A 25,135-nucleotide genomic window follows, 5' to 3' on the forward strand; every position below is an offset into this window, starting at 1 on the left:
TTACGGGCGGTGGTCAGGGTTTGGGTGTCATTCGGATATTGCCCAAGAATAGAAGATGGTTCCTGCTGGGGATGGTCTCGTTGAAAATACCCAAATGCACGGTGCCGGTACTGCTTGCGGTAAATGTCCCGGTTCCGGTTTGTGTTGATGCGTTGGTTATGTTTTGTACGTTGGCGCCGATTCGGCTGCCGTTAACCGTCAGGTACAGCGTCGAGCCATCTCCGGCGGCTGTACCACCCAGGACGTCAAAGCTGACATCGTAGATGCGCCCAGCGATGACCGATACGGGTTGGGTGATGATGTGAGCCTTGGTTACCTGGCTGCTGGGCAGGTCAACGACCACGCTGCCGTTGACGATGTGCAGCACCCTGCCTGCATAAACTGACTGAGGTACCCAGCCTTGGAAGGTGCCATCGGCGAAATCCCACACTGTGCCAGGAACAGGCACAACGATGCCGCCGGCATCGATGGACACGGTTGCGTTCGGCGCAAAGTACACGTCGCTGCCACGTCGAACGCGTAATATTAAAACAACATTGGTCCCTGACTTACCGACAATGATTGAACGGTGAGTCAGAAAGTTGAGCCCGGCCTCGTCTTTCTCCACCTCAAAGCTCAGGTTGTACGTTCTGCCTCTTTCGCCGATCAAATTTGCGTTGACGAAATCACCCTGCTTGACGGCAAAGGGGCAAAACAATTCAACAGCATTGCCGATCAGCAGTCTGGTCGAGAGGTTTGGAATGGGTAGCGCGTTGTCCTGCAGGACGAATCTGAGGGGGGGAATAGTCAGCATGGTGTGCCTCTGCTTTATGCATGTAGGGGGTCACCCGATGAGGCACGCAAAGACGTAGGCGCAACAACTGTCAGAAATGACAGTGCAGACGAGCGGTCAAGGTATCTGGCGCACTGGGGCAGCCTGTTGAAGGATTGCCACCGGGTGTAAAAGCGGCAACCGCCATTGCCGCTTTACTGGCGCCACGCGGAAGCCCATTGCCGCTTTTCTGGCATTGCCGCCGGCAAACCTTGCGCAAACCCTTGTAATACGGGCCTTCGGCGAATTGGCATGGGCCTTGCTATAACCCAGATACGAAAAGCAGGTCAGCCTAAAGGTTTCCGCCATGAGCATCAGCTTCGATAAAGCGCTCGGTATCCACGAACAAGCCCTGGGCTTTCGCGCCCAACGTGCCGAAGTCCTGGCCAACAACATTGCCAACGCCGACACCCCGAACTACAAGGCTCGGGATTTGGACTTCTCCGCCGTGCTCGCCGCACAGCAGGACAAGACCAAGAACGGCACCTTTGCCTTGAACATGACTAACAGCCGTCATATCGAAGCGCAAGGCCTGGGCAATGGTGACGAGTCGCTGCTGTATCGCACGCCGATGCAGCCGTCGATCGACCAGAACACCGTCGACGCCCAGCTGGAGCAATCGGCCTACGCCGAGAACTCGGTGAACTTTCAGGCCAGCTTCACCCTGCTTAACAGCAAATTCAAAGGGCTGATGTCAGCCCTGCGCGGAGAGTAAGCCATGTCCCTCGCCAGTGTTTTCAATATTGCCGGCAGTGGCATGAGCGCGCAGACCACGCGTTTGAACACCGTCGCCAGTAACATCGCCAACGCCGAGACCGTGTCTTCGAGCATTGACCAGACCTACCGCGCCCGTCACCCGGTGTTCGCCACCATGTTCCAGGGTGGCCAGGCCGGCCAGAGCGGCAGCGGTGATTCGCTGTTCCAGAACCAGGATGCGGCGGGCCAAGGCGTGCAGGTGCTCGGCGTGGTCGAAGACCAGAGCAACCTGGAAGCCCGCTACGAGCCTAACCATCCGGCCGCGAACGAAAAGGGTTACGTGTACTACCCCAACGTCAACGTGGTCGAGGAAATGGCCGACATGATTTCCGCCAGCCGCTCGTTCCAGACCAACGCGGAAATGATGAACACCGCCAAAACCATGATGCAGAAGGTCCTGACCCTGGGTCAGTGATAAGGGGCGCCAAATAATGGCCATTGTTGATACCACTTCTACACCCAACACGGCGGTTCAGGACCTGTTCAACTCCAAGGTCAAGACTGCCACAGACAACAGCGGCCTTGATGGTGCCGCCAAGGCGGCCACGGGCAACCAGGCGCTGGGCAAGGATGCGTTCCTGCAACTGCTGGTGACCCAGCTGAAAAACCAGAATCCGCTGTCGCCTCAGGACAACGGCGCGTTCGTGGCGCAGCTGGCGCAGTTCAGCAGCCTGGAAGGCATCAACACCCTGAACGACTCGGTGAATGCGATCTCCAGCAACTTCAGCTCTTCGCAAGCGTTGCAGGCCTCGTCACTGGTCGGGCGTTCGATCATCACCCAGACCGACAAGGCCATGGTTGATACCAGCAAGAGCATGACCGGCTCGGTGGCGGTGACGGCAGCGACAGGCAACGTCTCGGTAAAAATCACCGACAAAGACGGCAACGTGGTGCGCACTATCGACATGGGCGCCCAAAGCGCCGGCAATTCAAGCTTTATATGGGATGGCAAGAACGACAAAGGTGAAGTCGCCCCCGCCGGCACTTATACCTTCGCGGCCAGCACCAAGAATGACAAAGGCGACTCGGTTGCCCTGTTGACGTCGCTGCCGGCAACGGTCACCAGCGTGACGTTGAGCAAGACCGGCGGCGAAATGCTGCTCAACCTTGCAGGCGGCATGGGCAGCGTCAAGCTGTCGCAAATTCAGACTATCGGTACATAGAGCCGGCTAAATACGGCAGAAGGAGAGAAACATGTCTTTTAACATCGGCCTTAGCGGCCTCTATGCGGCCAACAAACAACTGGACGTGACGGGCAACAACATTGCCAACGTTGCGACCACCGGTTTCAAATCGTCCCGTGCGGAGTTTTCCGACATCTACGCGGCGTCCAAACTGGGCACTGGCCAGAACAGTGTCGGCAGCGGCGTGAACCTGGCGGCGGTGTCCCAGCAATTCACCCAAGGTGACGTCAACAACACCGGCGGCTTGCTGGACATGGCGATCCAGGGCGGTGGCTTCTTCGTGCAGAAGGGCAGTGACGGTTCGCTGGAATACACCCGTAGCGGCACCTTCCGTTCGGACAAAGACGGCTACATCACCAACAACACCGGCACCTCGCGCCTGCAAGGCTACGCCGCGGACGCCGATGGCAACATCATCAAGGGCGCGCTGACCGACCTGCAATTGAACCTGTCGAACCTGCCGCCCAAGGCGTCCACCAAAGTGGACTCCACCAGTAACCTGAACTCTTCCTCGCCGGTGATTGATCAGGCGGCGCACCCGTTCGATCCAACCGAGTCCAGCTCGTTCAGTACCCAGTACAACACTACGCTGTACGACACTCAGGGTAACGCGCACCCGATGGTGCAGTACCTGGTCAAAACGGATTCCAATACCTGGAAGTCCTACACCCTGATCGACGGCCGTAACCCAGACGGTTCGGCACCTACCGGCACAGGCTCGACGCCACCGGTGGCATCGACGTTGAGCTTTGACGGTGCTGGCAAACTCACCGGGATTGTCACCGGGGGCACCTCCAGTACTACCTTGCAGCTGACTGGCTGGGTGCCGGGTACAGTGACCAATGGCGTGTGGACCAAAAACGGCGCGAATGCCAACCCTGGCGGTATTGCCATCAACATGGGCAACATCACCCAGTACAACTCGGCCACCTACCGTAACCCACCGGTCACCGATGGCTATGCCACCGGCCAGATCACCGGTCTGAATATCGACGGTAACGGCGTGCTGTTCGCCACCTTCAGCAACCAGCAGAGCAAGGCCATCGGTCAGCTCTCCCTGGCCAGCTTCAACAACGAGCAGGGTCTGCAGCCGTCGGGTGGCACCACTTGGAAAGAGACCTTCGCCTCGGGCCAGCCGGGTTATGACGCCCCGCAATCCGGCACCTTGGGTTCGATCGTGTCCAAGTCCCTGGAAAACTCCAACGTCAACCTGACCAACGAGCTGGTGGACCTGATCAAGGCCCAGAGCAACTACCAGGCGAACGCCAAGACCATCTCCACCCAGAGCACCATCATGCAGACCATTATTCAGATGACCTGATGCGGTTGGCCTGACACTGCTGTGAATGAAAGCCCCTCTAGCGAGGGGCTTTTTTTTGCCTGCTATTTGGATCAGCAACCATTCCCACCCTTTGCTCAATTGCGAGCTGACAGGCCTTTGTGGAACCGACCTCGCCGTTCTTTCCACTTATCGGACTTAAAGGTGCTGGATCTTAGGGGGCGGGGTATGTGGAATTTGTCGGTGTCTGGCCCTGGGGCTGGAAGTGTGCGTTATGACGTTAGTGGCGCGGGGCAAAACCTGTGGGGCGCTAACCCTACAGAGGAAAAAAAGGATGACGTAGAGGCCGATAAAAAAACCGTCGCCCAGATGCTCAAACAGCTGGATGACGCCGAAAAGGGCAACAAGAACCAAACTGCCCAGGACTTGCGGGACAAGCTCAATGAAAAGCGCAAAGCGCTGGGGGAGGAGAAGTTCAAGGAGATCCTTGAGCAGTTGAAGAAGGACGCGTCCACCGATTTGCTCGCGTTGTTGAAGAGGCTGTTTCCGGATTTATTTGCGGATGAGCCGTCTCCAGCGCCAGCTCCTGGACCGTCACCAGGTGGTGGTGGTGGTGGTGGTGGTGGTGGTGGTGGTGGTGGTGGTGGTGGCAGGGTAAATCCGAAGAATTTCGGCGGTAGCGAACCCATGAGTAATCTACCGATTACCGACGGTTCCAAGCATTTCAACTACAAGCCAGATGCAAGCAACCCAGGTAAAAAGCCGGACAATATCTGGAGTGGTTTCAGCCAAGGCCCTGACGGCAATTGCGTCACCGTTTCCGCGATAAAGGGAGCGATGATGAAGTTTGGTCAAAAACCTACCGACGTCTTCAAGGATGTGAAGGAGACGGGAGGGGGTTACTACGTAAAAATGCGAGACGGTTTCGAGCTTACTTTATCTAAGGGTGAGTTAAGGCATGCAGCCGCTTACGCGCAGTTCAAGGGCGATAATCCGGGCATGATTACCGACGCAAACTTCATGTATGCCGCGAGCGCCAAGCGGGCTCAAATGGAGGGCAATGGCTACGATGACAACCCCAATGCTGCAAAACAGAGTTTCGCTCATGCGATGCAAAGTTTGAACAATGGCGAAATGGGTTGGGAAGCGCTGGACCGGCTTGGCCTGAAAGACCTCTATAGGCGGTCTTCGAGTTCCGAGCTGGCAAGTGGCAAGCTGGGTGTTGTGGATTATGGCCACCATTCAATGGCGGTGATTGGCGGGCGCATTGAATTGTGGGGTGGGCGCGGTGAAGGGCCTCAGGAAGGCAACGCCTACGCATTCGTGTAGCGCAAAAAAAACCGATAAACCCAAATGCATTCAGGTTTATCGGTTTTTTACATCCCGGGCGTTCAAGCCCGGGACTCACTCAGCTTATTGGCAAGCTTCGCAATCCGGCTCATCAATCGCGCAAGCCTTTGGCACGGGTGCCGGGCCGGCTGGAGCAGCCAGCACCGAATCATCACCGTGGTTGCCGCTGGAAACAGCGTTGAGCTTACCGGTGTTGATGGTCGACTTCTCGGTGCTGGTCGCGGCCAGGGCACGGAGGTAGTAAGTGGTTTTCAGGCCACGGTACCAGGCCATGCGGTAGGTCACGTCGAGCTTCTTGCCCGATGCACCGGCGATGTACAGGTTCAGCGACTGAGCCTGGTCAATCCACTTCTGGCGACGACTGGCGGCGTCGACGATCCACTTGGTGTCCACTTCGAAGGCCGTCGCGTAGAGCTCTTTGAGTTCTTGCGGGATGCGCTCGATCTGCTGCACCGAACCGTCGTAGTACTTCAGGTCGTTGATCATGACCGAGTCCCACAGGCCGCGGGCCTTGAGGTCACGAACCAGGTACGGGTTGATCACGGTGAATTCGCCCGACAGGTTCGATTTCACATACAGGTTCTGGTAGGTCGGTTCGATCGACTGCGACACGCCAGTGATGTTGGCGATGGTTGCGGTCGGTGCGATGGCCATGATGTTGGAGTTACGAATGCCTTTCTGCACACGGGCACGTACCGGCGCCCAGTCCAGGGTTTCGTTCAGGTCAACGTCGATGTACTTCTGGCCACGCTGCTCAATCAGGATCTGTTGCGAATCCAGCGGCAGGATGCCTTTGGACCACAGCGAGCCCTGGAACGTCTCGTAGGCGCCGCGCTCGTCGGCCAGGTCGCAGGAAGCCTGGATCGCGTAGTAGCTGACCGCTTCCATGGACTTGTCGGCGAACTCGACGGCAGCGTCCGAACCGTAAGGAATGTGCTGCAGGTACAGCGCGTCCTGGAAGCCCATGATGCCCAGGCCGACCGGACGGTGCTTGAAGTTGGAGTTCTGCGCTTGTGGCACCGAGTAGTAGTTGATGTCGATAACGTTATCGAGCATGCGAACGGCGGTGTTGACGGTGCGTTCCAGCTTGGCGGTGTCCAGCTTGCCGTTGACGATGTGGTTCGGCAGGTTGATCGAGCCCAGGTTGCAAACGGCGATCTCGTCCTTGTTGGTGTTCAAGGTGATCTCGGTGCACAGGTTCGAGCTGTGGACCACGCCCACGTGCTGCTGCGGGCTGCGCAGGTTGCACGGGTCTTTGAAGGTCAGCCATGGGTGACCGGTTTCAAACAGCATGGACAGCATTTTGCGCCACAGGTCTTTGGCCTGGATGGTCTTGAACAGCTTGATCTTGCCTGGGTACTGGGACAGGGCTTCGTAGTACTCGTAACGCTCTTCGAAGGCCTTGCCGGTCAGGTCGTGCAGGTCCGGCACTTCGGACGGCGAGAACAGGGTCCACGGGCCGTCATCGAAGACGCGCTTCATGAACAGGTCAGGGATCCAGTTGGCGGTGTTCATGTCGTGGGTACGACGACGGTCATCACCGGTGTTCTTGCGCAGCTCGATGAACTCTTCAATGTCCATGTGCCAGGTTTCCAGGTAGGCACATACAGCGCCTTTGCGCTTGCCACCCTGGTTCACGGCTACAGCGGTGTCGTTCACTACTTTGAGGAACGGTACAACGCCTTGGGACTTGCCGTTGGTGCCCTTGATGTACGAACCCAGTGCACGCACCGGCGTCCAGTCGTTACCCAGGCCGCCGGCGAATTTGGACAACATGGCGTTGTCGTGGATCGCGTGGTAGATGCCCGACAGGTCATCCGGCACGGTGGTCAGGTAGCAGCTCGACAGCTGTGGACGCAGGGTGCCGGCGTTGAACAGGGTTGGGGTCGACGACATGTAGTCGAAGGACGACAACAGGTTGTAGAACTCAATCGCGCGGTCTTCTTTTTGCTTCTCTTCAATCGCCAGGCCCATGGCCACACGCATGAAGAACACTTGCGGCAATTCGAAGCGGATACCGTCCTTGTGGATGAAGTAACGGTCGTACAGGGTTTGCAGGCCCAGGTAAGTGAACTGCTGGTCGCGTTCGTGGTTGATCGCCTTGCCGAGTTTTTCCAGGTCGAAGGTGGCCAGGATCGGGTTCAGCAATTCGAATTCGATACCCTTGGCGATGTAGGCCGGCAGGGCCTTGGCGTACAGGTCAGCCATTTCGTGGTGGGTGGCGCTGTCGGCCACGCCCAGGAAGCCCAGGCCTTCGGCACGCAGGGTGTCCATCAGCAGGCGCGCGGTCACGAACGAGTAGTTTGGCTCACGCTCAACCAGGGTACGGGCGGTCATCACCAGGGCGGTGTTGACGTCGGTCAGGGCCACGCCGTCGTACAGGTTCTTCAGGGTTTCGCGCTGGATCAGGTCACCGTCGACTTCTTCCAGGCCTTCGCAGGCCTCGGTGATGATGGTGTTCAGGCGGCCCAGGTCCAGCGGAGCAAAGCTGCCGTCGGCCAGGGTGATGCGGATCGATGGGTGAGCTTGCACGGCCGATTCTTCAGCCGGGGAGCGCACGGCACGTTCCTTGGAGCGGGCGTCACGGTAGATCACGTAGTCGCGTGCAACTTTCTGCTCGCCGGCACGCATCAGGGCCAGTTCGACCTGGTCCTGGATTTCTTCGATGTGGATGGTGCCGCCCGACGGCATGCGACGTTTGAAGGTCGCGGTAACCTGTTCGGTCAGGCGGGCAACGGTGTCGTGGATGCGCGACGAGGCAGCAGCGGTGCCGCCTTCAACTGCAAGAAACGCTTTGGTGATGGCGACGGTGATTTTGTCATCGGTATAAGGAACGACAGTGCCGTTACGCTTGATCACACGCAGTTGGCCAGGTGCAGTGGCGGACAGATCCAGGTTCGAATCAGCGGCCTGCGGCACGGAGCCTTGCGGGTTCTCGCGAGTTGTGTCGGTTTGCATGGGGGGTTGTCTCCACATTCTATATTTATTTGGGCACCATCACGGTGCCCACCGTTCCGTCCTGAAGCACTTACAACAGGCCTGGGCCTGGCATAACAACTTCGGGACAGGAGGAAGGGAGCTATTCGCGCCGCTTCCATGCCGAAGTCTTCGGTTCGGGGCTTGAAAGAGCCCTTGGCCGTATTCCTGCCGGGTGACAGTTGCTCGCTGCAAGCACTGCAACACCCGTACCGTTTTCTGCCAATCGGGCTGGAAAACGGTTGCCATCCGCGTGCGCGGTTTGGGCTTTTAAAAAATGCTTTGGTTCAACCAAACAGGAGCAAGAAAGCGCTTGAGTTTCTTGTCTGATTTGTGTTTGGTTTTTTGCTTAAAACCCTACATGTAGGGTTTTTTTAGCGCCGAGGTACAAGATAATGCGTTTTGGGGGGCTTAGCAACGCACTACCTGTGGATAACGCTGTGGGTAAAATGTGTATGAAACGTGGAACACCCGTGTAGGCCGCAGTACTGCTGGATTACGCCGTTTGTCACCGAATATTCCAAGGCAAAAACCGTCTGTTGGTTTTTTGAGGGCGCGAACCCTATCACAAAAAAACGCGATCACCGAATGGATTTCCCGGCTTGTGTTTAAGGGTTGGCCCATGGCTACAATCGGCCTTCATATAGAGGCAGCAGTGTGTTTGCTGCACATGACAATAATGAGAACCGAGGTAGCGCATGGAGCAAGAAGCCTGGCAGATATTGATCGTCGAGGACGACGAGCGACTGGCCGAGTTGACCCGTGATTACCTGGAGAGCAACGGCTTGCAGGTGTCGGTGGAAAGCGACGGCGCCCAGGCGGCGGCGCGCATTGTCGCCGAACAACCGGACCTCGTGATCCTCGACCTGATGCTGCCCGGCGAAGACGGCCTGAGCATCTGCCGCAAAGTCCGCGAGCGCTATGACGGCGTGATCCTGATGCTCACCGCCCGCACCGATGACATGGACCAGGTGCAGGGCCTGGACATGGGCGCCGACGACTACGTGTGCAAACCCGTGCGCCCGCGCTTGTTGCTGGCGCGTATCCAGGCATTGTTGCGGCGCAGCGAGCCGGCACTACCCGCCGCCGTGGAAAGCCAGCGGCGCCTGCAATTCGGCCCGCTGGTGGTGGACAACGCCCTGCGCGAAGCCTGGCTGCATGAGGGCGGCATCGAGCTGACCAGTGCCGAGTTCGACCTGCTGTGGCTGCTGGTGGCGAATGCCGGGCGTATCCTGTCCCGCGAAGAAATCTTTATTGCCTTGCGCGGGATTGGCTACGACGGCCAGGACCGCTCTATTGATGTGCGCATCTCGCGTATTCGACCCAAGATTGGCGACGACCCGATTCACCCGCGTCTGATCAAAACCATTCGCAGCAAAGGCTACTTGTTCGTCCCCGAAGCTGCCGCCGACATGCCGCTGTGAACTCGATCTTCCTGCGCATCTACGGCGGCATGTGCGCGGCGCTGATCCTGGTGGCGTTGCTTGGCGTGCTGGCCCTGCACCTGCTCAATGAAGTGCGCAGCGGCCAGTACCGTGAGCGCCTGGCCCACGGCACCTTTGCGCTGATGGGCGACAACCTGCAACCGATGAGCGCGATCGAGCGCCAGCGCGCCCTGGCGGTGTGGGAGCGCTTGCTCGGCATTCCCCTGGAACTGCGTCCGTTGGCGGACGCGCAGTTGGACCTGACCCAGCGCAACCGCCTGCAACGCGGCCAGGTGCTGGTGGAGCAGACCGGCCCGCATGCCGCGCGCGTGCTGCGCCTGGTCAGTGAACAGTCGCAGCTTGTGCTCACCGGTGAAGTGCAGCAGATCAGCGAGCAGCTGGCGCGTGCGACGATTTACCTGTTGGCTGACGAACTGGTGCGTTTCCCGGTGGCCGAGCAGCCGCAACGCCTGGCGGACATAAAAGAGGCCAAGGGCTTTGGTTTTGAGATGCACCTGATGACGCTGGATCAGGCGGATATGGATGATGACCAGCGCCGCCGGGTTGCGGAAGGCGACACGGTGATGGCCCTGGGCAAGGGCGGCGACTCCATCCGCGTATTCGCCGGCATGGTCGGCACGCCGTGGGTGCTGGAAATCGGCCCCTTGTATCAAATGAACCCGTACCCGCCGCAGTGGCTGATCCTGATCGCGTTGATCAGCCTCACGCTGATCGGTTTGATCGTCTATTTATTGGTGCGCCAGCTTGAGCGCCGCCTCAAAGGTCTGGAGGCGGCGGCCACGCGCATTGCCAAAGGCAACCTGGAAGTGCGCGTACCGGCCCGTGGCGCCGATTCGGTAGGGCGTTTGGCCGCCGCCTTTAATGGCATGGCCGAGCACTTGCAGCAATTGCTGGCGATCCAGCGCGAACTGGTGCGCGCCGTCTCCCACGAATTGCGCACCCCGGTGGCGCGCCTGCGTTTCGGCCTGGAGATGATCGGCGACGCCGCCACCCCAGAGGCGCGGCGTAAATATATGGACGGCATGGACAGCGATATCCAGGACCTCGACGGCCTGGTCGACGAAATGCTCACTTACGCCCGCCTGGAGCAAGGCGCGCCGGAACTGAATTTCCAGCGGGTAGACCTCAGCGCCTTGCTCGATCAGGTGATCGGCGAATTATCGCCACTGCGCCCGCAGGTCAGTGTTGCCCGTGGCATCTGCCTGTCTTCGGCACACTGGGACGATGCCTGGGTCGACGCCGAGCCGCGCTACTTGCACCGCGCCCTGCAAAATCTGGTGGGCAATGCCATGCGCCATGCCCAGGGCCGGGTGCTGATCAGCTATCAAGTGGGGCAGGTGCGTTGCCGCATCGATGTGGAAGATGACGGGCCGGGGGTGCCGGAAAGCGCCTGGGAGCGGATCTTTACGCCGTTCCTGCGTTTGGACGACAGCCGCACGCGAGCTTCAGGCGGACATGGTCTGGGTTTGTCGATTGTGCGGCGGATTATCTATTGGCACGGCGGGCGGGCGTTGATCAGCAAGAGCAACAACCTGGGCGGGGCGTGTTTCAGTTTGAGTTGGCCCAGGGATCAGGACAAGACTTAAGACCGCTATCGCAGGCAAGCCAGCTCCCACATTTTGGATGTATTCGCACATCAAAGGTGGGAGCCGGGCTTGCCCGCGATAGCGATCTATCAGGCGCCGACAGCCACCAGACTCAACAACTGCTCCCCCTCCACCGCAAACTGCCCCTCCAATTCAGTGCCATAACACCACTCAGCAGACAGCTCCGTCAGCAACCGCAACCGCACATGGCCTGCCTGGGACCACTCAAGCACCTCGGCGTGCTCAAAGTAGAAACGCTTGTGCACAATCGGATACAGCGCTTTGAACAGGCTCTCCTTGACCGAAAACGTCAGCGTCACCAGCAGGGCATTCTGCTCGCGCGGCCCCAGTGACATGCGCTGCAATTCGTCGGCGGTCAGAATCTCTCCCGCCAAACGTTCCGCTCGCTCCCGTGACAGCACATTTTCGAGGTCCATCCCCAGCCCGCGCCATTGCGCCTTGTGCCCGACAATGGCCGCTGCATGCCCGGTGCTATGGGTGATGGAGCCGCTGATATGCCCAGGCCACACCGGCGCACGGTCGTCACCGATGGCCGGTACGCAATCGAGCTGATCAAGCTGTTGCAACGCCGCCCGTGCGCACAGGCGACCGGCAAGGAACTCCGCCTGGCGTTTGGCCACCGAGCGCTGGATGCTGGCCGGAGGCGGCACGGCGCTGCGCTGGAAGTCATCGGCGAGCAACAAGGCCGGGTCGAATCGCGTGCTCAAGAACACCGTGCCCGGCAGCGGGATGGGCAGTGGCCAATGGGCATCGAGCGGGGTGCAACAAGCGGGTAGAGGCGTCATGCGCGGTATTTTGCGTCAGTTGGCGCGCCGGTGGATAGTCCGTAACGGTTCAGGCCTGGTTCAGAGCCCGTTCAGGGGGAGTTCAGGGGCGCCTGCGTAGTCTGGCTTCAACAGCCAAAACGCGTAGAGGTAAGCCCCATGACTGCGATCAAAAAGCTGATTCTGGCCTTGAGCATGCTCGGCGCCACTGCCGGGGTTCAGGCTTCGGACGGTGCGTTTGCCGCTTTCGGCAGCGAGAAAACCAGGAAATCCAGCAACCTGATCCAGCGTGTGAGCTTCGAAGAGGTGGCTGGCCAGGCGGCGCCGTGGGGCCAGTCTTTGGGCATGACCACGCCGCAACCGGCCTACCGCCCCGGCTACGAACACCTGACGGGCCAATACAATGGCATTAAACTGCGCCCGCAAGACTTGCAGGGCCGCTATGATATCCCCCTGTCGGACAGTTGAATCGCCTTGGAGAGCCTTATGAAATTGCTGGTCGTGGAAGATGAGGCGCTGCTGCGTCATCACCTGTTCACCCGCCTGACCGACAGCGGCCACGTGGTCGAAGCCGTGGCCAATGCCGAGGAAGCCCTTTACCAGACCGGCCAATTCAACCATGACCTGGCGATTATCGACCTGGGCCTGCCCGGCATGGGCGGCCTGGACCTGATCCGCCAACTGCGCAGCCAGGCCAAGACTTTCCCGATCCTGATCCTCACCGCGCGCGGCAACTGGCAAGACAAGGTCGAAGGCCTGGCTGCCGGTGCCGACGATTACGTGGTCAAGCCGTTCCAGTTCGAAGAGCTGGAGGCGCGCATGAACGCCTTGCTGCGCCGCTCCAGCGGGTTCACCCAGTCGACCATCGTCGCCGGGCCTTTGCTGCTCGACCTCAATCGCAAGCAGGCGTCGCTGGATGAGCAACCGTTGGCGCTGACGGCCTACGAGTACCGGATTCTCGAATACCTGATGCGTCACCATCAGCAGGTGGTCGCCAAAGACCGCTTGATGGAACAGCTCTACCCTGATGACGACGAGCGGGATCCGAACGTGATCGAAGTGTTGGTGGGTCGCCTGCGCCGCAAGCTGGAAGGCCCGGCCGGGTTCAAACCGATCGACACCGTGCGTGGCCTGGGCTACCTGTTCAATGAGCGCTGCCGTTGATTCGCTCGCTACGTGTGCGCTTGATGCTCGCGGCCACCACCCTGGCCGTGCTGTTTATGCTGGGCTTGTTGCCCGCCATGCAAGGCGCGTTCAGCCTGGCGCTGCAGGATTCCATCGAGCAGCGCCTGGCCTCGGATGTCACCACGCTGATTTCCGCCGCGCGGGTCGAAAACAACCGCCTGCTGATGCCGGCGCAGTTGCCGGACGAACGCTTCAACCTCACTGACAGTCGCCTGCTCGGTTACATCTACGACCGTGAGGGGCATCTGGTGTGGCGCTCGCGGGCGACCCAGGAAGAAAACATCAACTACAAGCCGCGCTACGACGGGCGCGGTAATGAATTTGCGCGGATTCGCGAAGCCAATGGCCAGGAGTTTTTCGTGTACGACGTCGAGGTCAAGTTGCTGGGCGGCAAGAGCGCGGCGTTCAGTATCGTGGCGCTGCAACCGGTGCGTGAATACCAACTGACCCTCGAAGGCCTGCAGGAAAACCTCTACCTGGGCTTCGGCGCGGCCTTGCTCGTATTGTTGACGCTGTTGTGGCTGGGCCTGACCTGGGGCTTGCAAGCCTTGCGGCGCTTGAGCCAGGAGCTAGACCAGATCGAAGGCGGCACCCGCGAAAGCCTCACCGAGGAACACCCACGCGAACTGTTGCGCCTGACCGGCTCGCTCAACCGTTTGCTCCACAGCGAACGCGAGCAACGGGCGCGCTACCGCGATTCCCTCGACGACCTGGCCCACAGCCTGAAAACCCCGCTGGCGGTGTTGCAGGGCGTGAGCGAAGACATGGCCCAGCGCCCGGAAGAACGCGGCCAGGCCTGGGTGCTGCAATCGCAGATCGAACGCATGAGCCAGCAGATCGGCTACCAATTGCAGCGCGCCAGCCTGCGAAAAAGCGGCCTGGTGCGGCACCAGGTACGCCTGGAGCCGGTGTTGCAAAGCCTGTGCGACACGTTGGACAAGGTTTACCGCGACAAGCGCGTGACCGTGACTTTTGAATTGCCGCCCGAGTGCGATGTGCCGATCGAGAAGGGCGCCTTGCTGGAAATGCTTGGCAACCTGCTGGAAAACGCCTATCGCCTGTGCCTGAGTGAAGTGCGCATCAGCCTGACGGAGAACCTTGAAGGCACTGAGCTGTGCATCGAAGATGACGGCCCTGGCGTACCGCCCGATCAGCGTGCGCGGATTCTGCAAAGGGGCGAGCGGCTGGACCGCCAGCATCCGGGGCAGGGCATTGGCCTGGCGGTGGTCAAGGACATCATTGAAAGCTACAGCGCGCGGTTGACCCTTGGGGATTCGCCTTTGGGTGGCGCGGCGTTCAGGATTCACTTTCCGGCGGCGTGATCTTTATAGGCCGTGCCGGCCTCATCGCAGCATAGGTACCTACACAACCGGTTAACACGAAGTCTGTGGCAGGTGGGCTGTTGTGGCGAGCAGGCTTGTCGAATCGTCGCACCGCCTGCGTTGGGCTGCGAAGCAGACCCAAATCCAGACGCTGAGTTTTTTCAGGAAAATTGCAGTGTTTTTACTGGGGCCGCTTCGCAGCCCAACGCAGGGCAAGCCTGCTCGCCACAGGCGAAAGTAACTGCTTTTAAAAGTTGCGTAGATCGCAGGCAAGCCAGCTCTCACCTTTTTGATTGTGTGAACTCGATCAAACGTGGGAGCCGGGCTTGCCCGCGAGAGGCCCGCCCAAGCACTGCACCTCTAACTCTCCTGTGCCCGGTAAGCCCCCGGCGTCAATCCGGTCCATTTCTTGAACGCCCGATGAAACGCCGACGGCTCAGAAAACCCCAACTGCTCGGCAATTTCCTGTAACGACAAATCCGCCCGCCCCAAGTGGTAAATGGCGATGTCCCGCCGCAACTCATCCTTGAGCGCCTGAAAACTGGTGCCTTCCTCACGCAAATGCCGGCGCAGGGTTTGCGGGCTGATGTGCAGGTGCTGGGCGACGGCCTCCAGGTCCGGCCAGGGCGTGCGGTCGCGGCTGAGCAAGCGGCGCAGCTGGCTGCTTAAACTGTCGCCCTCATCCGGTCGCGACAACAGGTCAGCGGGCGAGCGCTCGAGAAAGTGCTTGAGGGTGCGCTCGTCCTGCAACAACGGCAGGCTCAGGTAACGGGCGGGAAACACCAGGCTGCTGTTCGGCGCGCCAAATACCTGAGGGCAGGGGAACAGCAGGTCATATTCGCCCGCATGGGCCGGCATCGGATAGCTGAACGTGGCTTGCTGTAGCCGGATGCGCTGGCCGATCAGCCAACTGCCCAGGCGATGCCAGATCACCAGCAGGCACTCGCTGAGAAAGTGGTCCGGGTCCCACAACTGTGAATCGTCCAGGCTCAAGCGGGCCAAATCGCCTTCTCTGGTCAGCAGCCAGCGCGGACCCTGCGGGAATAGGCTATAAAATAATAAGCCGCGTTCCAGAGCCTTCTCCAGGGTGCGGCAGTGAATCAGCGCGTGGCACATCATGGCGAAGGTGCCGCGCTTGCTCGGGCCTTCGGCAAACCCCAGGTATTCGTCGTCCAGCCCCAGCCACAGCATTTGCAACAGCCGGGTAAATTGCTCGGGGGCGATGCGGGCGCGGGGTTCGCTCAGCAGTTCCGGGGTGATGCCCACTTGCAGCAGCAGGCCCGAATAGTCGTAACCCGCGCGGCGCGCACCGCCCAGGGCGGCGCGGGCGTAGTGACTGGCGATGGTACGTTCACGCATGTGAGGGCCTCGTCCATGGAGTGGCGGATGTTAGCCATCACCGGGTGGGGCGACAAGGCGGATATCCGCCAAATTGTAGGACGAGAGGGGATGAGTGGGCGGAATTCCGCCACCTGGCCCCAGTGTCGATGGCGTATTGACTGATCTCGGCCCTGATGTCTAAAGGCCGTCAGCGGTTTTCAGCAAAGTGGCACGGCGTTTGCGATAAGGATTACAGCGCAGGTTTATTCCTACAGACCTCGCAAACAACAAATCCCTCCAGTGCAGGAGGGTTCGCAATTCAAGTGTCGTGGGCAATGGCGGATCTTTGTCACACGGTGCGATTGAGGAACTTTGCAATGACGACTCGTCAGCCAATCTACAAATCCCTGTATTTCCAGGTGATCGTCGCAATCGTTATCGGTATTTTGCTCGGTCACTTCTACCCGCAGACCGGTGTGGCCCTCAAGCCACTGGGTGACGGCTTTATCAAGCTGATCAAAATGGTCATTGCCCCGATCATCTTCTGCACCGTTGTCAGCGGCATCGCTGGCATGCAAAGCATGAAATCGGTGGGCAAAACCGGCGGCTACGCGCTGCTGTACTTCGAAGTTGTTTCCACCATTGCCCTGCTGATTGGCCTGATCGTCGTTAACGTTGTGCAACCGGGCGCCGGCATGCACATCGACGTGGCGACCCTGGACGCCTCTAAAGTCGCGGCCTACGTGACCGCTGGTGCAGACCAGAGCGTGGTTGGCTTTATCCTCAATGTGATCCCGAACACCATCGTCGGTGCCTTCGCCAACGGCGACATCCTGCAAGTGCTGATGTTCTCGGTGATCTTTGGTTTTGCCCTGCATCGCCTGGGTGCCTACGGCAAGCCGGTGCTGGACTTTATCGATCGCTTCGCCCACGTGATGTTCAACATCATCAACATGATCATGAAGCTCGCGCCAATCGGTGCCCTGGGCGCCATGGCGTTCACCATCGGTGCCTACGGCGTAGGTTCCCTGGTGCAGTTGGGCCAACTGATGATCTGCTTCTACATCACCTGCATCCTGTTCGTGGTCGTGGTGCTGGGCGCCATCTGCCGTGCGCACGGTTTCAGCGTGTTGAAGCTGGTTCGCTACATCCGTGAAGAGCTGCTGATCGTTCTGGGTACTTCCTCCTCCGAATCCGCACTGCCACGCATGCTGATCAAGATGGAGCGTCTGGGCGCGAAGAAATCCGTAGTAGGCCTGGTGATCCCGACCGGCTACTCCTTCAACCTCGACGGTACGTCGATCTACCTGACCATGGCTGCCGTGTTCATCGCCCAGGCGACTGACACCCACATGGACATCACCCACCAGATCACCTTGCTGCTGGTGCTGCTGCTGTCCTCCAAAGGCGCTGCAGGCGTGACCGGTTCGGGCTTCATCGTGCTGGCTGCGACCCTGTCGGCCGTAGGCCACCTGCCGGTTGCCGGCCTGGCGCTGATCCTGGGTATCGACCGCTTCATGTCCGAAGCCCGCGCACTGACCAACCTGGTCGGTAACGCCGTTGCCACCATCGTTGTGGCCAAGTGGGTTAAAGAGCTGGATACCGACAAGCTGCACAGCGAGCTGGCGTCCGGCGGCACCGGTATCTCCGACACCCGCCCGGAAGATGACCTGGGCGTGGCTGAAGGCCCTGCTCCTGCTATCAAGTAAAAAATTGCCCAAGGTGTGAACAACACCCAAAGCCTGCAAACGCCCCGACTGGTTCGGGGCGTTTGCGTTTCTGGCGTGGCGCTTTGGGTTTTGCTTGCTTTACAGTAAGTGAATACTTCATTCGCCGTAGGAGACCTGATGGACAGTGTGGATCTTAATGTCCTGCGCAGCGTGCTCGAATGGCGCCGTGCCGGGCACCGAGTAGTTTTGTACAGCGTGGTCCAGACCTGGGGCAGCGCCCCACGCCCGCCGGGGGCGATGTTGGCCTTGCGTGGCGATGGCGTGGTGATCGGCTCCGTGTCGGGTGGTTGCATCGAGGACGACTTGATCGCGCGCTTGCAGGATGGCCGCTTGCCGGAGGATGGCCCGCCGGTGCAGTTGGTGACCTATGGCGTCACCCGCGATGAGGCGGCGCGTTTCGGCCTGCCGTGCGGCGGCACGTTGCGCCTGACTGAGGAACGCGTGGATGAATTTGGCTGGGTCTCGCAGCTGCTGGCGCGCTGCGAAGACCATCAGATCGTCGCGCGTGAACTGGACCTGAGCAGTGGCACGGTGACCTTGAGCGGCGCGGCCAAGACCGACGTCGTGACCTTTGATGGCGAGCGCCTGCGGGCTATCTACGGCCCGCGTTGGCGTTTGTTGCTGATCGGCGCCGGGCAGTTGTCGCGCTACGTGGCTGAAATGGCGCGCCTGCTGGATTTCGAAGTGCTGATCTGCGACCCGCGCGAAGAATTCGTCTACGGCTGGGAAGAGCAGCATGGCCGCTTTGTGCCCGGCATGCCGGATGAGGCGGTGCTGAATATCCAGACGGATGAGCGCACGGCCATCGTCTGCCTGACGCACGACCCTCGATTGGACGATATGGCGCTGCTGACGGCGCTGAACTCATCGGCGTTCTACATTGGCGCCCTCGGTTCGCGGGTCAATACGCAGAAGCGCCGGGAAACCCTGGCGGCGCTGGGGTTGTCGGCGGAGGCGATCGCGCGTCTGCATGGGCCGATCGGACTGCATATCGGTAGTCATACGCCGGCCGAAATTGCTCTGTCATTGATGGCGGAAATTGTCGCGATCAAGAATGGCGTGGCACCGATGCAGAAGAAACCGTTGCCGGTGGAGGCTGAGTAATGGTGACGGCGATTGTGCTGGCGGCGGGGCAGGGCAGTCGCTTTCGCGCTGCGGCCGGTGCTGATCAAGACAAGCTGCTGGCTGATTGCATCGGGCTTGACGGCGTAACGCGGCCAGTGATTGAGCAGGTGTTGATGAATTTGCCAGGGCGCGTTGTAAGGCGTTGGCTGGTCACTTCGCCGGACCGCCTGGCCGTTATTCGCTTGGCCAAGGCGTATGGCTGTGAAGTCTTGCTGCTCGAATCGGCCGGTATGGGTGACAGCATCGCGGCGGCTGTCGCAGCCAGTGGTGAGACCGATGGCTGGTTGGTGGTGTTGGGGGATATGCCGTTTATTCAGCCGTCGACCATTGAGCGGGTGGTTGATGCGGTCCAGGACGATGGCATCAGTGTGCCGGTGCAGGCGGGTAAATACGGGCATCCGGTGGCTTTTGGCCGGGCGCTTGGGCCGCGAATGATGGCATTGAGCGGTGATCGTGGCGCAAAGCCGTTATTCGCCCAGGCGAGTGTGCAGGAGGTGCGAGTGGAAGATCCCGGTGTGCTGTGGGATGTGGACCTGCCGCAAGCATTGAGTTTCAGCGCGGACTAACTGTGGGAGCGGGCTTGCCCGCGATGCAGGCACCTCGGTGTGTCAGACACGCTGCGGTGATGCTATCGCAGGCAAGCCAGCTCCCACCGTTGATCTCCACAAGGCAAAAGTTGAACGCCCATAAAAAAGCCCCGCCTGATCACTCAGGCGGGGCTTTTTAGTGGCGGATGGAATCAGACGAGGGGTTTAGGCTCGTGCTCTGTTTCCAAGGCCTTGTGCTCAACCGGGGCTGGAGCCTCGATCGCTTCGGCAGCCGGTGCGGCAGCGGCTGCAGCAGCGGCGGCTTCAGCTTCCTTGCGGCGACGACGCACTTCACGTGGGTCGTTTGGCGCACGGCCGTTTTCGGTCAGGGCGCTGGCAGGCGCGGCTTCAACCACGGGCGCTGCGACTTCGGCAACCACTGGCGCTTCAATCACGGGTGCAGGCTCAACCACTGGGGCGGGCTCGGCAACCACTTCGGCAATCGGTGCAGGCGCTTCTTCCACCACAGGGGCAGGTGCTGGCGCTTCAACCGGTGCAGCTGGCTCGGCAGTCCACTGGAAAGCGGTCTGTTCTTCGCGAACTTCACGCACTGCCGGGGCGGCTTCCTCGACAACCGGCGCGTCAACGACGGCTTCAACCACTGGCTGAGGCTCGACTACCGGTGCAGGCTCGACAGCAGTCACTTCGACTTCTGGTTGAACGTCGCGCACTGGCGAGGCAACTTCCACTTCCGGAACCACTGGGGCTTCGATCGGGGCAGTGGCTTCGACGACTGGCGCTTCAACAACCGGCGCTTCAACCGCTGGCGTCTCGGCAACCGGTGCTTCTGCAGCAGCCGTTTCTTCAACAGCAGCGGTAGCGCGTTCAGCTTGCTCATGCGCCTGGGCTTCAGCCGGTGCACTGATCACGGTGCTGGCAACTGCGGCGGTCACAGCCAGGCCGGCAGCCAGTTCGGCGCCCGTCGGTTCTGCGGTTGCAGCTTCGCCGTTCTCGCCGGTCTCTTCCGAGCCTTCGATCACATTGCCGTTGGCATCACGCTGACGTTCACGGCGGTTGCTGCGGCGACGCTGGCCACGGGAGCGGCGGCGTGGACGATCGCCTTCGGCGTTGTCCTGACCGTCTTCCTGCAGTTGCTCTTCACCGGTCAGCACTTCTTCTTCGCTGGTGGCAGCGGCTTGCTCGGCACGTGGTTGACGCTCTTCACGCGGTGGGCGCGGCTGGCGCTCTTCACGTGGGGCGCGTTCTTCACGCGGCTGGCGAGCCGGGCGTTCTTCGCTGGCGGCTTCGGCAGCGACGGCAGCTACCGCTGGTGCGGCGTCCAGCGGCTCGCGCAGTTCACGCACACGTTCTTCACGCTCGCCACGTGGCTTGCGGTCTTCACGTGGGGCGCGTGGAGTACGTGGCGCGCGCTCTTCGCGCGGTGCACGTTCTTCACGGGCTACAGTCGGGGTCTCTTCACGGGCTTCGCGAGGTGCACGCTCTTCACGTGGTGCGCGTTCTTCACGCGGTGCACGTTCTTCGCGGGGCTTGCGCTCTTCGTCACGGCGACCGTTGCGGTTACGGCTCTGTTGACGGCCGTTGCGACGTTCTTCGTTGCGGGCCGGGCGCTCGGTGGCCGGTTTTTCAACCACAACCGGCGCAGCAGGCTCTTCTTTACTGGCGAACAGGCTGACCAGTGACTTCACCAGGCCTTTGAACAGGCTTGGCTCAGGCATGGCGGCCGGCGCGGCAACCGGTGCAGCCACTTCGGTCGGTACCGGAGCGTTGGCACGTGCCGGTGCGGTCTTAACGGCCGCTTCCTGGCGAACCAGGGTGCGGGTCGCGGCGGCTGGCTGGACTTCTTCCACTTCGGCAGCGGCAGCAGCGATTTCGTAGCTGGACTGGCCGCTGTGGGCTTCCGGGCTGTCATCACGCAGGCGTTGCACTTCGAAGTGCGGCGTCTCGAGGTGATCGTTCGGCAGGATGACGATGCGGGCACGGGTGCGCAGTTCGATCTTGGTGATCGAGTTGCGTTTTTCGTTAAGCAGGAAAGCGGCCACCGGGATCGGCACTTGCGCGCGAACTTCGGCGGTGCGGTCTTTCAGGGCTTCTTCTTCGATCAGGCGCAGGATCGCCAGCGACAGCGATTCAACGTCACGGATGATGCCGGTGCCGTTGCAACGCGGGCAGACGATGCCGCTGCTCTCGCCCAGGGAGGGACGCAGGCGCTGACGGGACATTTCCAGCAGGCCGAAGCGCGAGATACGGCCGACCTGTACGCGGGCACGGTCAGCTTCCAGGCATTCGCGGACTTTTTCTTCCACGGCGCGCTGGTTCTTGGCTGGGGTCATGTCGATGAAGTCGATCACGATCAGGCCGCCGATGTCACGCAGGCGCAACTGGCGGGCGATTTCTTCAGCCGCTTCCAGGTTGGTCTGCAGGGCGGTTTCTTCGATGTCGCTGCCTTTGGTGGCGCGCGCCGAGTTGATGTCGATGGACACCAGGGCTTCGGTCGGGTCGATCACGATGGAGCCGCCGGAAGGCAGTTCGACCACGCGCTGGAAGGCGGTCTCGATCTGGCTTTCGATCTGGAAACGGTTGAACAGCGGAACGCTGTCTTCGTACAGCTTGATCTTGCTGGCGTACTGCGGCATCACCTGGCGAATGAAGGTCAGGGCTTCGTCCTGGGCTTCAACGCTGTCGATCAGCACTTCGCCGATGTCCTGGCGCAGGTAATCGCGGATGGCGCGGATGATCACGTTGCTTTCCTGATAGATCAGGAACGGCGCGGAACGATCCAGGGAGGCTTCTTTGATGGCGGTCCAGAGTTGCAGCAGGTAGTCGAGGTCCCACTGCATTTCTTCGCTGCTGCGGCCCAGGCCTGCAGTGCGCACGATCAGGCCCATGTCGGCAGGAGCAATCAAGCCGTTCAGCGCTTCACGCAGTTCGTTGCGTTCTTCGCCTTCGATGCGACGGGAAATGCCGCCGGCACGTGGGTTGTTCGGCATCAGCACCAGGTAACGGCCGGCCAGGGAGATGAAGGTGGTCAGGGCAGCGCCCTTGTTGCCACGTTCTTCTTTTTCGACCTGAACGATGACTTCCTGGCCTTCGCTCAGGACGTCCTTGATGTTCACGCGGCCTTCGGGGGCTTTCTTGAAGTATTCGCGGGAGATTTCTTTGAGGGGCAGGAAGCCGTGGCGCTCGGAGCCGAAATCGACAAAGGCAGCCTCAAGGCTTGGTTCGATGCGAGTAATACGGCCTTTATAGATGTTGGCCTTCTTTTGCTCGCGTGCACCGGATTCGATGTCCAGGTCATAGAGGCGTTGGCCATCTACCAGTGCAACACGCAACTCTTCGGGTTGAGTTGCGTTAATCAGCATTCTTTTCATGTTGTACCGTCGGTTTCCGGGCTGCCGGAAACGGCGTTCGGCACACACGACTTCTCACGGTCGGTGTCAGGTGCGTCAAGAGTGGTTGGCCACTCCAGTGTCCAGCAATAACGAGCCAATTGGGCCGGTATCGCGACGGACGCGTCCTGCTTGTTAGCGGTGGTGACAAAGGCACCACTTCAACAAAAGCTAAGGTCAGGAGGAGGAATCAACCGGCGACTGTGGACGAGATGAAGCGTCTTATAAGCCTAATGCTACACGGTCCGACGGTTGTGCATCTCCACCCTACACGTATCCCTGATAATTCGGGTGCTGCCGCGCGCAGAATCCGCAGCGGGTTGGCATTTACCGTGTACTCCAATGGGGAGTCCACGCTCATGGCTAAACAAGACTAGGTGTGGGCGACTGCGCTCTCACTCAGCTCTTAACAGGCGTTGTTTCCGAAGCATTCGCCGTGGTCTGGCTCAAGACTGACTGCACTTTGTGAACTGGCCGTAAATATCGGCGCAGAACGCGAGTATTCACTCTGCTTTCTGCACTCGCTTCAGGCCTCATGTCACCTGCGCTTGTTACAATCCTGAGCCTTCCAGGGTGGCAAAAGCCCCGTAGGACGGCCTCGCGTCCTGATGAATTGCGATGGTCAGGGCCGGCAGTTTGCCGCAAGTCCTCTGTCCAGGCCGCTTTTGGCGGCGTTCGCGACTATAGCAGCAATGATTAAGTGCTTCAATTCCATAAAAAATTGTTATCATCGCCGCCATGACGACTACCGCCCCCCAGACCCCCAGCGTCCAGCTGCTCGAGGTCTCGCCGGAATATGCCGGCCAACGCATCGACAATTTTCTCCTGGCCAGGCTCAAAGGCGTGCCCAAGACCTTGATTTACCGCATCTTGCGTAAAGGTGAAGTGCGCGTGAACAAAGGCCGGATCAAGCCCGAGTACAAGCTGCAGGCGGGCGATATCGTCCGTGTGCCGCCGGTGCGCGTGCCTGAGCGTGACGAGCCGGTGCCATTGGCCCAGGGCCTGTTGCAGCGCCTGGAAGCGTCGATTGTCTTCGAAGACAACAAGCTGATCGTGATCAACAAGCCTTGCGGCATTGCGGTTCACGGCGGCAGTGGCCTGACGTTCGGGGTGATCGAAGCCTTTCGTCAGTTGCGACCCGATGCCAAGGAGCTGGAACTGGTCCACCGCCTGGACCGCGACACCTCCGGCCTGCTGATGATCGCCAAAAAACGCAGCATGTTGCGTCACCTGCACACCGCCTTGCGTGGCGATGGCGTGGACAAGCGCTACATGGCATTGGTGCGTGGTAACTGGGCCAGCTCCATCAAGAGCGTGCGTGCGCCGCTGCAGAAGAGCAACCTGCGCTCCGGCGAGCGCATGGTCGAAGTGGACGAGGAGGGCAAAGAAGCCCTGACCCTGTTCAAGGTGCTGCGCCGCTTCGGTGACTTCGCCACTATGGTCGAGGCCAAGCCGGTGACCGGGCGTACCCACCAGATTCGCGTGCACACCCTGCACGCGGGCCACTGCATCGCCGGTGACACCAAGTACGGCGATGAGGATTTCTCCAGGGAAATTCGTGACCTGGGCGGCAAGCGCCTGTTCCTGCACGCCTACATGCTCACCGTGCCGCTGCCCGATGGCGGCGAGCTGAAGTTGCAGGCGCCGGTCGATGAGATGTGGGCCAAGACCGTGGAGCGTTTGAGTGTCGCACCCTGACTACAAGCTGCTGATTTTTGATTGGGACGGCACGCTGTGCAATTCCATTGGGCGCATCGTCGACTCAATGCACGCGGCGTCGACCCGTTCGGGTTTCGAGTTATGCACTGATCTGGCGGTAAAAGGCATTATCGGCCTGGGCCTGCCCGAGGCGATCCGTACCTTGTACCCCCGGATCAGCGATGCGCAACTGGTGACCTTTCGTGATCATTACGCTGATCACTACATCGCGCTGGAGGCCACGCCTTCGCCGCTGTTTGACGGCGTAAGGCAATCCCTGGAAGCGTTTCGCGCCGAGGGTTATCACTTGGCCGTGGCCACCGGCAAGGCCCGTCGCGGGTTGGATCGGGTGCTCAAGGCTCACGGGTTTGAAGATTATTTCAGTATCACCCGTGCAGCGGATGAAACCGCCAGCAAACCTCACCCTCTGATGCTGGAGCAGATCCTGGCGCATTGCGGCGTAGCGCCGCGTCAGGCGTTGATGGTGGGTGACGCTTCCTTCGACCTGATGATGGCACGCAATGCTGGCATGGACAGCGTGGCGGTCAGCTACGGTGCTCAGGCAGCCGAAGCCTTGCAGGCATACGAGCCCAGGCTGACGATTGATCATTTTTCTGAACTGCAAGCCTGGCTCAGTCGGGCCTGATAA

General features: G+C 60.2%; 20 protein-coding genes. 15 read left to right on the forward strand and 5 right to left on the reverse strand.

Annotated elements, in window-relative coordinates:
• Nucleotides 1-13: 13 nt before the first annotated feature.
• The gene (locus AB4P96_RS09105) at nucleotides 14-793 is read right to left on the reverse strand and encodes a hypothetical protein (RefSeq protein ID WP_170039839.1); all 780 of its coding nucleotides are present in this window, start codon (nucleotides 791-793) and stop codon (nucleotides 14-16) included.
• Between the two features lie 325 nt (nucleotides 794-1,118).
• Here AB4P96_RS09105 and flgB point away from each other — a divergent pair, with 325 nt between their 5' ends.
• From flgB to AB4P96_RS09130, 5 genes are all read left to right on the forward strand, one after another.
• A complete protein-coding gene (gene flgB / locus AB4P96_RS09110) occupies nucleotides 1,119-1,526 on the forward strand; it encodes a flagellar basal body rod protein FlgB (RefSeq protein WP_003214246.1) in 408 nt (135 codons plus the stop codon).
• 3 nt (nucleotides 1,527-1,529) lie between these two features.
• Nucleotides 1,530-1,982 (forward strand): flagellar basal body rod protein FlgC, encoded by a 453-nt coding sequence (gene flgC, locus AB4P96_RS09115; protein ID WP_017138385.1) that lies wholly within the window; start codon nucleotides 1,530-1,532, stop codon nucleotides 1,980-1,982.
• 16 nt (nucleotides 1,983-1,998) lie between these two features.
• Nucleotides 1,999-2,730 (forward strand): flagellar hook assembly protein FlgD, encoded by a 732-nt coding sequence (gene flgD / locus AB4P96_RS09120; protein ID WP_017138384.1) that lies wholly within the window; start codon nucleotides 1,999-2,001, stop codon nucleotides 2,728-2,730.
• A 31-nt stretch (nucleotides 2,731-2,761) separates the two neighbouring features.
• Nucleotides 2,762-4,072 (forward strand): flagellar hook protein FlgE, encoded by a 1,311-nt coding sequence (gene flgE / locus AB4P96_RS09125; protein ID WP_017138383.1) that lies wholly within the window; start codon nucleotides 2,762-2,764, stop codon nucleotides 4,070-4,072.
• 186 nt (nucleotides 4,073-4,258) lie between these two features.
• The gene (locus AB4P96_RS09130; protein WP_395600697.1) at nucleotides 4,259-5,359 is read left to right on the forward strand and encodes a hypothetical protein; all 1,101 of its coding nucleotides are present in this window, start codon (nucleotides 4,259-4,261) and stop codon (nucleotides 5,357-5,359) included.
• Between the two features lie 84 nt (nucleotides 5,360-5,443).
• Here AB4P96_RS09130 and AB4P96_RS09135 read toward each other — a convergent pair whose 3' ends face one another.
• A complete protein-coding gene (locus AB4P96_RS09135; RefSeq protein ID WP_099548171.1) occupies nucleotides 5,444-8,338 on the reverse strand; it encodes a ribonucleoside-diphosphate reductase subunit alpha in 2,895 nt (964 codons plus the stop codon).
• Between the two features lie 716 nt (nucleotides 8,339-9,054).
• On the opposite strand from AB4P96_RS09135, the gene AB4P96_RS09140 reads away from it, so the two are divergent.
• Nucleotides 9,055-9,780, forward strand: a complete 726-nt coding sequence (locus AB4P96_RS09140) for a response regulator (protein WP_017138381.1) — start codon at nucleotides 9,055-9,057, stop codon at nucleotides 9,778-9,780.
• On the forward strand, nucleotides 9,777-11,387 hold the full coding sequence (locus AB4P96_RS09145; protein WP_017138380.1) for an ATP-binding protein: 1,611 nt from the start codon (nucleotides 9,777-9,779) through the stop codon (nucleotides 11,385-11,387). The genes AB4P96_RS09140 and AB4P96_RS09145 overlap by 4 nt, the downstream gene beginning before the upstream one ends.
• A gap of 89 nt (nucleotides 11,388-11,476) precedes the next feature.
• On the opposite strand, the gene AB4P96_RS09150 is transcribed toward AB4P96_RS09145, so the two are convergent.
• On the reverse strand, nucleotides 11,477-12,193 hold the full coding sequence (locus tag AB4P96_RS09150; protein ID WP_017138379.1) for a 4'-phosphopantetheinyl transferase: 717 nt from the start codon (nucleotides 12,191-12,193) through the stop codon (nucleotides 11,477-11,479).
• Between the two features lie 138 nt (nucleotides 12,194-12,331).
• On the opposite strand from AB4P96_RS09150, the gene AB4P96_RS09155 reads away from it, so the two are divergent.
• The 3 genes from AB4P96_RS09155 to AB4P96_RS09165 are packed head-to-tail and all read left to right on the forward strand — an operon-like array spanning nucleotide 12,332 to nucleotide 14,679.
• A complete protein-coding gene (locus AB4P96_RS09155; RefSeq protein ID WP_236460480.1) occupies nucleotides 12,332-12,640 on the forward strand; it encodes a hypothetical protein in 309 nt (102 codons plus the stop codon).
• A gap of 18 nt (nucleotides 12,641-12,658) precedes the next feature.
• Complete coding sequence (locus AB4P96_RS09160; RefSeq protein ID WP_017138377.1) at nucleotides 12,659-13,336, forward strand: response regulator; 678 nt, start codon at nucleotides 12,659-12,661, stop codon at nucleotides 13,334-13,336.
• The gene (locus AB4P96_RS09165) at nucleotides 13,333-14,679 is read left to right on the forward strand and encodes an ATP-binding protein (protein ID WP_138451490.1); all 1,347 of its coding nucleotides are present in this window, start codon (nucleotides 13,333-13,335) and stop codon (nucleotides 14,677-14,679) included. The genes AB4P96_RS09160 and AB4P96_RS09165 overlap by 4 nt, the downstream gene beginning before the upstream one ends.
• Nucleotides 14,680-15,039: 360 nt before the next feature.
• Here the strand turns inward: AB4P96_RS09165 and AB4P96_RS09170 are convergent, their stop codons facing one another.
• Entirely contained in the window at nucleotides 15,040-16,038 is a 999-nt protein-coding gene (locus AB4P96_RS09170) for an AraC family transcriptional regulator (protein WP_395600698.1), read from the reverse strand.
• A 338-nt stretch (nucleotides 16,039-16,376) separates the two neighbouring features.
• Between AB4P96_RS09170 and AB4P96_RS09175 the strand changes: the two genes are divergently transcribed.
• From AB4P96_RS09175 to AB4P96_RS09185, 3 genes are all read left to right on the forward strand, one after another.
• A complete protein-coding gene (locus AB4P96_RS09175; RefSeq protein ID WP_017138374.1) occupies nucleotides 16,377-17,708 on the forward strand; it encodes a dicarboxylate/amino acid:cation symporter in 1,332 nt (443 codons plus the stop codon).
• Nucleotides 17,709-17,846: 138 nt separating this feature from the next.
• On the forward strand, nucleotides 17,847-18,833 hold the full coding sequence (locus tag AB4P96_RS09180; RefSeq protein ID WP_017138373.1) for an XdhC family protein: 987 nt from the start codon (nucleotides 17,847-17,849) through the stop codon (nucleotides 18,831-18,833).
• Nucleotides 18,833-19,420, forward strand: a complete 588-nt coding sequence (locus AB4P96_RS09185) for an NTP transferase domain-containing protein (RefSeq protein ID WP_395600699.1) — start codon at nucleotides 18,833-18,835, stop codon at nucleotides 19,418-19,420. Before AB4P96_RS09180 ends, AB4P96_RS09185 begins: the two co-directional genes overlap by 1 nt.
• A 173-nt stretch (nucleotides 19,421-19,593) precedes the next feature.
• On the opposite strand, the gene rne is transcribed toward AB4P96_RS09185, so the two are convergent.
• A complete protein-coding gene (gene rne / locus AB4P96_RS09190) occupies nucleotides 19,594-22,770 on the reverse strand; it encodes a ribonuclease E (RefSeq protein WP_170039847.1) in 3,177 nt (1,058 codons plus the stop codon).
• Between the two features lie 756 nt (nucleotides 22,771-23,526).
• On the opposite strand from rne, the gene rluC reads away from it, so the two are divergent.
• A complete protein-coding gene (gene rluC, locus AB4P96_RS09195) occupies nucleotides 23,527-24,486 on the forward strand; it encodes a 23S rRNA pseudouridine(955/2504/2580) synthase RluC (RefSeq protein WP_056861649.1) in 960 nt (319 codons plus the stop codon).
• Nucleotides 24,473-25,132: an HAD-IA family hydrolase gene (locus AB4P96_RS09200; protein ID WP_017138370.1), complete on the forward strand. Its 660-nt coding sequence runs from the start codon at nucleotides 24,473-24,475 to the stop codon at nucleotides 25,130-25,132. Before rluC ends, AB4P96_RS09200 begins: the two co-directional genes overlap by 14 nt.
• Nucleotides 25,133-25,135 lie beyond the last annotated feature (3 nt).

It is taken from the genome of Pseudomonas sp. B19125 (assembly GCF_044218855.1).
Classification (GTDB): Bacteria; Pseudomonadota; Gammaproteobacteria; order Pseudomonadales; family Pseudomonadaceae; genus Aquipseudomonas; species Aquipseudomonas edaphica.

Bases quoted from the DNA above. Each gene is read 5' to 3' on its own strand.
- AB4P96_RS09105 (WP_170039839.1), bottom strand. From the start codon at position 793: ATGCTGACTATTCCCCCCCTCAGATTCGTCCTGCAGGACAACGCGCTA.
- flgB (WP_003214246.1), top strand. From the start codon at position 1,119: ATGAGCATCAGCTTCGATAAAGCGCTCGGTATCCACGAACAAGCCCTG.
- flgC (WP_017138385.1), top strand. From the start codon at position 1,530: ATGTCCCTCGCCAGTGTTTTCAATATTGCCGGCAGTGGCATGAGCGCG.
- flgD (WP_017138384.1), top strand. From the start codon at position 1,999: ATGGCCATTGTTGATACCACTTCTACACCCAACACGGCGGTTCAGGAC.
- flgE (WP_017138383.1), top strand. From the start codon at position 2,762: ATGTCTTTTAACATCGGCCTTAGCGGCCTCTATGCGGCCAACAAACAA.
- AB4P96_RS09130 (WP_395600697.1), top strand. From the start codon at position 4,259: ATGTGGAATTTGTCGGTGTCTGGCCCTGGGGCTGGAAGTGTGCGTTAT.
- AB4P96_RS09135 (WP_099548171.1), bottom strand. From the start codon at position 8,338: ATGCAAACCGACACAACTCGCGAGAACCCGCAAGGCTCCGTGCCGCAG.
- AB4P96_RS09140 (WP_017138381.1), top strand. From the start codon at position 9,055: ATGGAGCAAGAAGCCTGGCAGATATTGATCGTCGAGGACGACGAGCGA.
- AB4P96_RS09150 (WP_017138379.1), bottom strand. From the start codon at position 12,193: ATGACGCCTCTACCCGCTTGTTGCACCCCGCTCGATGCCCATTGGCCA.
- AB4P96_RS09155 (WP_236460480.1), top strand. From the start codon at position 12,332: ATGACTGCGATCAAAAAGCTGATTCTGGCCTTGAGCATGCTCGGCGCC.
- AB4P96_RS09160 (WP_017138377.1), top strand. From the start codon at position 12,659: ATGAAATTGCTGGTCGTGGAAGATGAGGCGCTGCTGCGTCATCACCTG.
- AB4P96_RS09170 (WP_395600698.1), bottom strand. From the start codon at position 16,038: ATGCGTGAACGTACCATCGCCAGTCACTACGCCCGCGCCGCCCTGGGC.
- AB4P96_RS09175 (WP_017138374.1), top strand. From the start codon at position 16,377: ATGACGACTCGTCAGCCAATCTACAAATCCCTGTATTTCCAGGTGATC.
- AB4P96_RS09180 (WP_017138373.1), top strand. From the start codon at position 17,847: ATGGACAGTGTGGATCTTAATGTCCTGCGCAGCGTGCTCGAATGGCGC.
- AB4P96_RS09185 (WP_395600699.1), top strand. From the start codon at position 18,833: ATGGTGACGGCGATTGTGCTGGCGGCGGGGCAGGGCAGTCGCTTTCGC.
- rne (WP_170039847.1), bottom strand. From the start codon at position 22,770: ATGAAAAGAATGCTGATTAACGCAACTCAACCCGAAGAGTTGCGTGTT.
- rluC (WP_056861649.1), top strand. From the start codon at position 23,527: ATGACGACTACCGCCCCCCAGACCCCCAGCGTCCAGCTGCTCGAGGTC.